This window comes from Pseudonocardia alaniniphila (assembly GCF_022524485.1).
In the GTDB taxonomy this organism is placed as follows: domain Bacteria; phylum Actinomycetota; class Actinomycetes; order Mycobacteriales; family Pseudonocardiaceae; genus Pseudonocardia; species Pseudonocardia alaniniphila.
On sequence record NZ_JAKXMK010000019.1, the window covers coordinates 241084 to 248929 of the forward strand.

Sequence of the window (7846 nt, forward strand, 5' to 3'; positions counted from 1 at the left end):
ACCCACCGCACCACTCCCCGTTCCGCCACACCCCCTGCGACGTCGCGCGCGCCTTGACGGCACTCCCGCTCTGTCATACCGTCCGACCACAGATCAGATGTCCTGCATGTAGGACAACTCGTCCAGTGGACAGGCTCATTGTGCCGCGGGCGACCAGAGGAAGGACCTCGGTGCACGACATCGCTGTCGCACGGACAACCTGGTTCAGCGGGCTGGGGCGCTCCCAATGGCGCTCGCTGTTCGCGGCCAACCTCGGATGGCTCTTCGACGGGTTCGAGACCTACGCGCTCATCCTCACCGCCAGCACCGTGCTGCACCGGCTCGCGCCGGGCGAGCCCGCCGGGTCCGTCGCCTTCCTCACCGGCGCCACCATCGCGGTGACACTGCTCGGCTGGGGCATGGGCGGCATCCTCGGCGGCGTCTTTGCCGACTACTTCGGCAGGCGCCGCACGCTGATCACCGCGATCGTGCTCTACGCGGCGTTCACCGGCCTCAGCGCGCTGTCCTGGTCGTGGGAGTCCTTCCTGGTACTGCGATTCATCACCGGGTTCGCGCTCGGCTCGGAATGGGGAACCGGCACGTCGCTGGTGGCCGAGATGTGGCCGAGCAACGCCAGGGCGAAGGCCGCCGGGTTGATGCAATGCGGCCTCGGCCTCGGCTTCTTCATCGCCTCGTTCTGCTGGTACTTCATCGCGCCGATCGGCCCCGACTCCTGGCGCCTGATGTACCTGGTCGGCGTGCTGCCCGCCCTGTTCGCGCTCTGGCTGCGCCGGTCGGTACCGGAGTCGGAGCAGTGGACGAAGGCGCAACACCACCGCAAGAAGCTGCGCGACCGGGCGCCCGGTGAGCTGACCGAGGGCGAGCAGGCCTACACGCGGCTCACTCTGCGCCAGATCTTCCTCGACCCGAAGCTACGCAGGCTGACGATCCTCGGCTCGGTGATGTCGCTGGTGACGACGCTGGGGTGGTGGGGCATCTCGACCTGGGTGCCGCTCTACGTGTCCGACGTCGCGGCGAAGGCCGGGCACAGCGCCTCGAGCTGGGCCAGCGGCGCCGGAATGATCTACAACGTCGGTGCGATCGCCGGGTACGTGGCGTTCGGCTTCCTCGCCGACCGGTTCGGCCGCAAGCCGGCCGTGCTGCTGTACTTCGCCGCATCGCTGGTGCTCACGCCGGTGCTGTTCCTCTGGACGCACGACCTGCGGATCATCGCCGTCGTCCTCGTCGTGAACGGCTTCTTCACCCTCGGCCAGTACACCTGGATGCCGGTGTGGCTCCCGGAGCTGTATCCCACGCACCTACGGGCGACGGGCGTGGCGTTCGTCTTCAACGCCGCCCGGTTCGTCGCGTTCCTCGGACCGCTCCTCTCGGGCGCGATCATCTCGAGGCTCGGCGGCTACGGCGTCGCCGCCACCGTGGTCGGCCTGATCTACATCGTGGGACTGATCGTCGCCCCGTTCTGCCCCGAGACCCGAGGGCGTCCGCTCCCCGAGTGACCCCCTCTCCTCCCCACCACGTCCGTGCCTCCCCGCGCACCGAGGAACCAGATGTCGACCGTCAATGCCGCATCCACCTCCGAGACCGCAACACGTGCGATCCCCCGCGGAGCCGGGGTGGTCCTCGCGTTCGCCTTCCTGGGCACCCTCTTCGACGGTGCCGAGCTGAACCTCGTCGGCTACCCGATGGCATACATCGCCGGCAGCCTCCACGTCAGCACGATCCAGATCGTGCAGGTCACCACCCTGCAGGGGTTCGCCTCGATCCTCGGCGGCCTGGTCTGCGGCTGGCTCGGTGACAGGTACGGCAGGCGCTGGACGTACACGGGCTCCGTGCTGATCTTCGGCGTGGCGGCCGTGCTCGGGGGGCTCGCCCCCACCTACGGCCTGTTCCTGGTCACGCGCCTCGTCGCCGGCGTGGGCATGGGTGGGCTGTTCGGACTGGCCTACTCGATGTTCACCGAGAGCTGGAAGACCAGCAAGCGCGGGGCGATGGGCGGGTCGATCCAGGCGATGTACTTCGCCGGTCAGATCATCACCGAGGGCGTCGTGTACTTCTGCACGGTGCAGTTCGGCGAGTCCGACGGATGGCGCGGTGGCTACATCGTGATCGGCGCCATCACGCTCGTGATCGGCCTGCTGTCAGCGATCACGCTGCCCGAGTCGGAGCAGTGGCGTCACTACCGCCGCGAGCTCGCGGCCGGCCGGGTGCCCGAACGCATGCGGCCGGCCAAGGTGCCGCTGAGCGACCTCTTCCGCCGCGAGCACGTGCGAGGCACCGTGCTGTTCATCGTGCTGGCGAGTGCCATGTTCATCAGCACCAACTCGATGATCGCCTACCTCACCACGTTCCTCGTGCAGGTCGAGAAGGTACCGCTGGGCACGGCCAGCGTGATCGTGCTGATCGGCCTGGTGATCACTGCCGTCACCTACCCGCTCACCGGCGCGCTGTCGGACGTAATCAAGCGCCGGTACGCCTTCTTCGCCGCCTCCCTCGTCGGGGTGGCGGGGTTCGGCTGGCTGCTGCTCCTGGTGGCAACCGGGTCGGCGCACGTGAGCTCACAGTTCTGGACCGACCAGACCTTCTGGGCCGTGCTGCTGTGCGCGGCCGGCAGCGGCGGGTTCGGCGTGCTCGGGGTGTGGATGGCCGAGTACTTCCCCACCCGGATCCGCTCGGCCGGATCCAACACCAGCTACTACGCCGGCCGCGGGATCGGCGCGGGGCTCTTCCCGCTGGTCGCGCTCAGCGTCGCCGGCACGGTGCCGTTGGCTCTCGCGCTCGGCCTGGTCGGGCCGGTCCTGGCGGCGGCGTTCGCGCTCGGGGTGCCGGACCGCACCGGGCGCACGATCGTCGCGGTGGAATGAACGTCCGCCGCTGACCTCGGGTCACAGCGCCTCCGGCGCGCTTACGCTGCGCTTGTGTCCGACGCTCCCCTGCCCAGCGAGCCGGCGCACGACGACCTCGCTCCCGATGGCGTGGACTACTGGTCGTTCGTCGCCATCGCGGTGGAGCGGACCACTCGCGCACTGCCTGCGGTGGATGCGCGTGCGATGCGGCTGATGCTGAGTCTCTACCGCGCCTCGAACGCGATGGTCTACGACCTCGAGTCGGCGGTGCACCGGCCACGTGGCTGGTCGTTTGCGGGCTTCCGGGTGCTGTTCGTGCTCTGGCTCGCCGGGCCGCTGGAGGCCAAGCGCGTGGCGCAGCTGGCAGGGATGAGCCGGGCGGCGGTGTCGGCGCTGGTCAACACCCTCGAACGGGACGGCCTGGTGGCCCGGCGCAAGGCGGGCCGCGACCGCCGCTCGGTCGAGCTCTCGCTCACCACACACGGTGAACAGGTGTTCGCCGACGCGTTCGCCGCGCACAACGAACGCGAGCAGACCTGGGCCTCCGCCCTCACCGACGACGAGGCCGCCCAGCTCACGGCTCTGCTGGAGAAGATGATGGCGAGCCCCGTCGCGGCGTCGGCGAACCGACGCCGCTGACCATCCGCGAGCGATCCGCCCTATCCCGGTGTGGGCGTCGAACAGCACTGGTTGGGAAACTTGTACGTTGTGAACGACATCCTGCTCAGCCTGGCGCTCGTCCTGCTGTTCGTACTGATCGGCGGGTTCTTCTCGGCGTCGGAACTGGCTCTGGTCTCGCTCCGAGACGCCCAGGTGCACCGCATGGCGGCGCAGGACCGGCGCGGCGAGCGGGTCGCGCATCTGCGCGAGGACTCCAACCGGTTCCTGTCCGCCGTGCAGATCGGCGTGACCCTCGCCGGGTTCTTCTCCGCGGCCTACGGCGGCTCGACGCTGTCCGAGCCGCTCGCGACCGTGCTGAGGGGGTGGGGGCTTCCTCCGGGCGTCGCGGGCACGATCGCGTTCATCGTCGTGACGATCGCGATCTCCTACCTGTCGCTCGTCCTCGGCGAGCTCGTCCCGAAGCGCCTCGCGCTGCAGCGGCCGGAGATCGTCGCGCGGACCGTCGCCCCCGTCCTCGACCGCGTCGCGCGGCTGAGCCGCCCACTGATCTGGGTCCTCGGCGTCTCCACCAACGCGGTCGTGCGCCTGCTCGGCCTCGATCCGAAGGCGAGCGACAGCGGTGTGAGCACCGAGGAACTGCGCGACATGGTGCGCACGCACCGCAGCCTCGGCCCGGAGGAGCGGCGCGTGCTCGGCGATGTCTTTGCCGCCGCCCACCGCTCGGTCGGCACCGTGATGGTGCCGCGCACGGAGGTCGACTTCAGCGAGGCCGACATGACCGTCGGCGACGCCGCGCGTGCCGTGTTGCGCGGTTCCCACTCGCGCTACCCCGTCATCAGCGCGGACGTGGACGACGTGCTCGGTGTCGTCCACGTCCGTGACCTGCTCACCGTGCTGCTCACCGACCCCGACGCGGAGAGTCGGAAGCTGCGCCAGATCGCGCGTCCCGTGCCGCTGCTCCCGAGCGGGAAACCGCTGCTCGAAGCGCTCTCGGAGCTGCGCGCCCAGCGTGCGCACCTGGCCGTCGTCGTGGACGAGTACGGCGGCACCGCGGGGATCGTCACGCTCGAGGACATCCTCGAGGAGCTGGTGGGCGAGATCGAGGACGAGTACGACCCCCAGCGCAGCCCCAGCGCCGACAAGTCGGAGCTCGACGGGCTGCTGCACCGCGAGGAGGTGTCCGACCGGACGGGGATCGAGCTCCCCGCCGGCCCCTACGAGACGCTCGGCGGGTTCGTGCAGGCGCGGCTGGGCCAGGTTCCCCGGACGGGCGACGCGGTGCGGTTCGGGTCGCACCGGTTCACGGTGACCGAGATGGACGGGAGACGCGTGGCGAGGGTCCGCGTCGAGGAGGTCACCCCGCAGCAGAACACGCCCGCGTAGTCCCGGCCGGGAGGCTCCGGTCCGGACCGCTGCTCAGCCGGCGCTCTGCCGCTGCCCGTGCCAGATCGGCGGCGCGTACCCGGCAGGCTTGTCGCCCAGGCTGACCCCGGGATGGACCAGCCAGCTCTGGTACTCGGGCCCGAACATCGAGTATGGCATCGGCAGCGGTACCGCGCTCGCCTCCTCGAGCTGCTGCTGGGCCTTCGCCGGGATCTCGAAGTCGAGCGCGGCGAGGTTGCCCTCGAGCTGCGCGCTGCTGCTCGCGCCGATGATCGTGGCTCCCACCCCGGGCCGGTTCGCCACCCAGTTGATCGCCACCTGCGCCATGCTGCGGCCGAGTTCCTTCGCGACGTCCTCCAGCACGGCGATCACGCCCCACTCCCGATCGTCGCGCGGACCGCTGGAGCCGGGCGCGAGGCTGAGGCGCCCTTCGCCCGACCCGTCCTTGCGGTACTTGCCGCTGAGAAGCCCAGCCGCGACGGGCATGAAACCGGTGACGCCGATGCCGAGCGCCTGTGCCATCGGCACGAACTCGGGTTCGATGCCGCGAGCGAGCAGCGAGTACGGCAGCTGCACCGTGATGATCGGGCTCATCCCGTGTGCCTCGGCGTACGTCTGGGCCCGTGCGGCGTACCACGCCGGCACGTCCGACAGGCCGGTGTAGCGGACCTTGCCCGAGCGCACCAGGTCGTCGAGCGTGCGGACGACCTCCTCGACGGGGGTCATCCGATCCCACGTGTGGAGCAGATAGAGATCGATGTAGTCGGTGCCCAACCGGCGAAGCGAGTCCTCCACCGCCCGCATGACGTGCTTGCGGCCGTTGCCACCGGCGTTGGGGTTGCCCGGCTCGACGCTGTTGGTGAACTTGGTGGTGAGCACGATCCGCTCGCGGATCCCGGCGTCGGCGATGAACCTGCCGAGGAGCGTCTCGCTCTCCCCCGCCGTGTAGAAGTCGGCGGTGTCGATGAAGTTGCCGCCGGCCTCGACGTAGCGCTGGAAGATGGCTCGGGAGTCGTCCTCCGACTTCCCGTACGGCGCGTGGAATCCGCTCGTGCCGAAGTTCATCGTGCCGAGGGCGAGCCGACTCACCCGCAGACCCGAGCGGCCGAGCAGGTAGTACGCGTCAAGACTCACGATCAAGCTCGCTTCCGTTGCTGGAGGAAACCGCCGTGAACCGAGCGGCGTGGTCATCGTTCAGCGCAGAAATTGGACCTGCAAGTCCAGAAAATGACCGGCTCGGCGCCGGAACCGGACGAACTGCGCGGGTAGTGGCAAGGTCTGCGGCGTGAACGCCACCAGCCGCAGTGTCGCGGTCGTCACCGGGGCTGCCCGGGGGTTCGGCCGCGAGATCGCCCGCCGCCTTCTCACCCGCGGGCACCACGTCGTCATCACCGACCTCGACGACCACGCCGTCACCGTCACCGCGAAGGAGTTGGCGCGCGCCGGTGACGGTCTGGTCGTCGGAATCGCCGCCGACGCCCGCGTCGCGGCCGACCACCGCCGCGTGGCGGCGTCCGCCGCCGAGCTGGGCCCGGTGACGGCGTGGGTGAACAATGCGGGGGTGCTGCGTTCGGGACCGGTGTGGGAGCAGCCGGAGGCGGACCAGGCGCTGATGGTGGACGTCAACATCATGGGTGTGATCCACGGCTCCCGTGCCGCGGTCGAGGTGATGCGCGAGCGCGGCGGGCACCTGCTCAACATCGCCTCGATGTCGGCGCACGGCCCGGTGCCCGGGCTCGCGGTGTACGCGGCCAGCAAGTCGGCGGTGCTGAACTTCAGCACCAGCCTGCAGGGAGATCTCGACCTCGCCCGGGTGCCGATCCGCGTCCATGCGCTGTGTCCCGACGCCGCCGACACGGCGCTGGTACGCGACGAGCAGTCGAGCCCGGACGTCGCGCTCCTGTTCTCCCAGCGCACCCTGCTCGCGCCCGGTGCGGTCGCCGACGCGGCCGTCGCGCTGCTCGACGGGCGCCGTCTGGTGCGTTCCCTGCCCACCCACCGGGCGGGGCTCGCACGGCTCGGCGCACTGATCCCGCGTGTGGCGCTGCCCGCGCTCGCGCTGCTGCGGGCCCAGGGCGACCGGCGTCGGACGGGCCGCGCATGACGGGTGCGGCGAACGGTTCGGGCGGGCGCGGACCGGGCAGGCGGCACGATCACGACGCCGGCGGCGACCCGGAGCTGCTGGCGGCCAAGGCCGCGTTGCGTGACGAGGTGTGGACCGCGCTGACCGAAGCACGGGTGGCGCGCTTCCCGGGGGCGCGCAACCGCATCTCGAACTTCGTCGGCGCCGAGGCGGCTGCGCAGCGACTGCGCGACACCGACGCCTGGCGCACGGCCGAGACGGTCAAGGCCAACCCGGATTCGGCTCAGCTCCCCGTCCGGCAGCGGGCTCTCGAGGACGGCAAGACCGTCTACATGGCCGTGCCGCGGCTGGCCGAGCCGGAACCGTTCTTCCTGCTCGATCCCGACCACCTCGCGGATCCGCCCCGCAAGGCCGCCTCGATCGCGGGCGCCACGCGCTCGGCCCGCCGGGTCGCGGTGGCGGACCTCTCGGCCGTGGACCTGGTGGTCAGCGGCTGCGTCGCCGTCGGGGAGGACGGTGCCCGGCTGGGCAAGGGCGGCGGGTTCGCCGACCTGGAGTTCGCGCTCGCCACAGCGGCGGGCCTGATCGGCCCGGGGACGCTCGTCGTCACCACGGTGCACGAGCTGCAGGTGCGTCCCGCAGGCGAGATCCCGACGGCCCCGCACGACGCGCCCGTCGACCTGGTGATCACCCCGGACCGTGTGCTGGACTGCCGCACCCGGCGTGGCGCCCGCCCGACGGAAGGAATCCGCTGGTCGGAGCTGACGCCGGAAAAAATCGCCGCGATCCCCCTCCTACGCGAGCTCGCCCGACGTTGACCGCACACGCGTGATGGCCACTGGGGTTGCCTCGGTTTCGCGGACACCTGTCTGTGGCTGACGATGGTCAGCACGGAAGGAGTTCGGATGCCTGCACC

General features: G+C 70.6%; 7 protein-coding genes. 6 read left to right on the plus strand and 1 reads right to left on the minus strand.

What is annotated here, in order from left to right:
• Nucleotides 1-170: 170 nt before the first annotated feature.
• From MMF94_RS22585 to MMF94_RS22600, 4 genes are all read left to right on the plus strand, one after another.
• Entirely contained in the window at nt 171-1496 is a 1326-nt protein-coding gene (locus MMF94_RS22585) for an MFS transporter (protein WP_241039128.1), read from the plus strand.
• Nucleotides 1497-1547: 51 nt separating this feature from the next.
• Entirely contained in the window at nt 1548-2861 is a 1314-nt protein-coding gene (locus MMF94_RS22590; protein ID WP_241039129.1) for an MFS transporter, read from the plus strand.
• Nucleotides 2862-2930: 69 nt separating this feature from the next.
• Entirely contained in the window at nt 2931-3482 is a 552-nt protein-coding gene (locus MMF94_RS22595; RefSeq protein WP_241039148.1) for a MarR family winged helix-turn-helix transcriptional regulator, read from the plus strand.
• Nucleotides 3483-3551: 69 nt separating this feature from the next.
• Nucleotides 3552-4847 carry a hemolysin family protein gene (locus tag MMF94_RS22600; RefSeq protein ID WP_241039130.1) on the plus strand — a complete coding sequence of 432 codons (1296 nt, stop codon included), beginning with the start codon at nt 3552-3554 and terminating at the stop codon, nt 4845-4847.
• Nucleotides 4848-4880: 33 nt separating this feature from the next.
• Here MMF94_RS22600 and MMF94_RS22605 read toward each other — a convergent pair whose 3' ends face one another.
• Complete coding sequence (locus MMF94_RS22605) at nt 4881-5981, minus strand: aldo/keto reductase (protein ID WP_241039131.1); 1101 nt, start codon at nt 5979-5981, stop codon at nt 4881-4883.
• A gap of 151 nt (nt 5982-6132) precedes the next feature.
• Here MMF94_RS22605 and MMF94_RS22610 point away from each other — a divergent pair, with 151 nt between their 5' ends.
• Complete coding sequence (locus MMF94_RS22610) at nt 6133-6951, plus strand: SDR family oxidoreductase (protein WP_241039132.1); 819 nt, start codon at nt 6133-6135, stop codon at nt 6949-6951.
• Nucleotides 6948-7748 carry a 5-formyltetrahydrofolate cyclo-ligase gene (locus MMF94_RS22615; protein WP_241039133.1) on the plus strand — a complete coding sequence of 267 codons (801 nt, stop codon included), beginning with the start codon at nt 6948-6950 and terminating at the stop codon, nt 7746-7748. Before MMF94_RS22610 ends, MMF94_RS22615 begins: the two co-directional genes overlap by 4 nt.
• Nucleotides 7749-7846 lie beyond the last annotated feature (98 nt).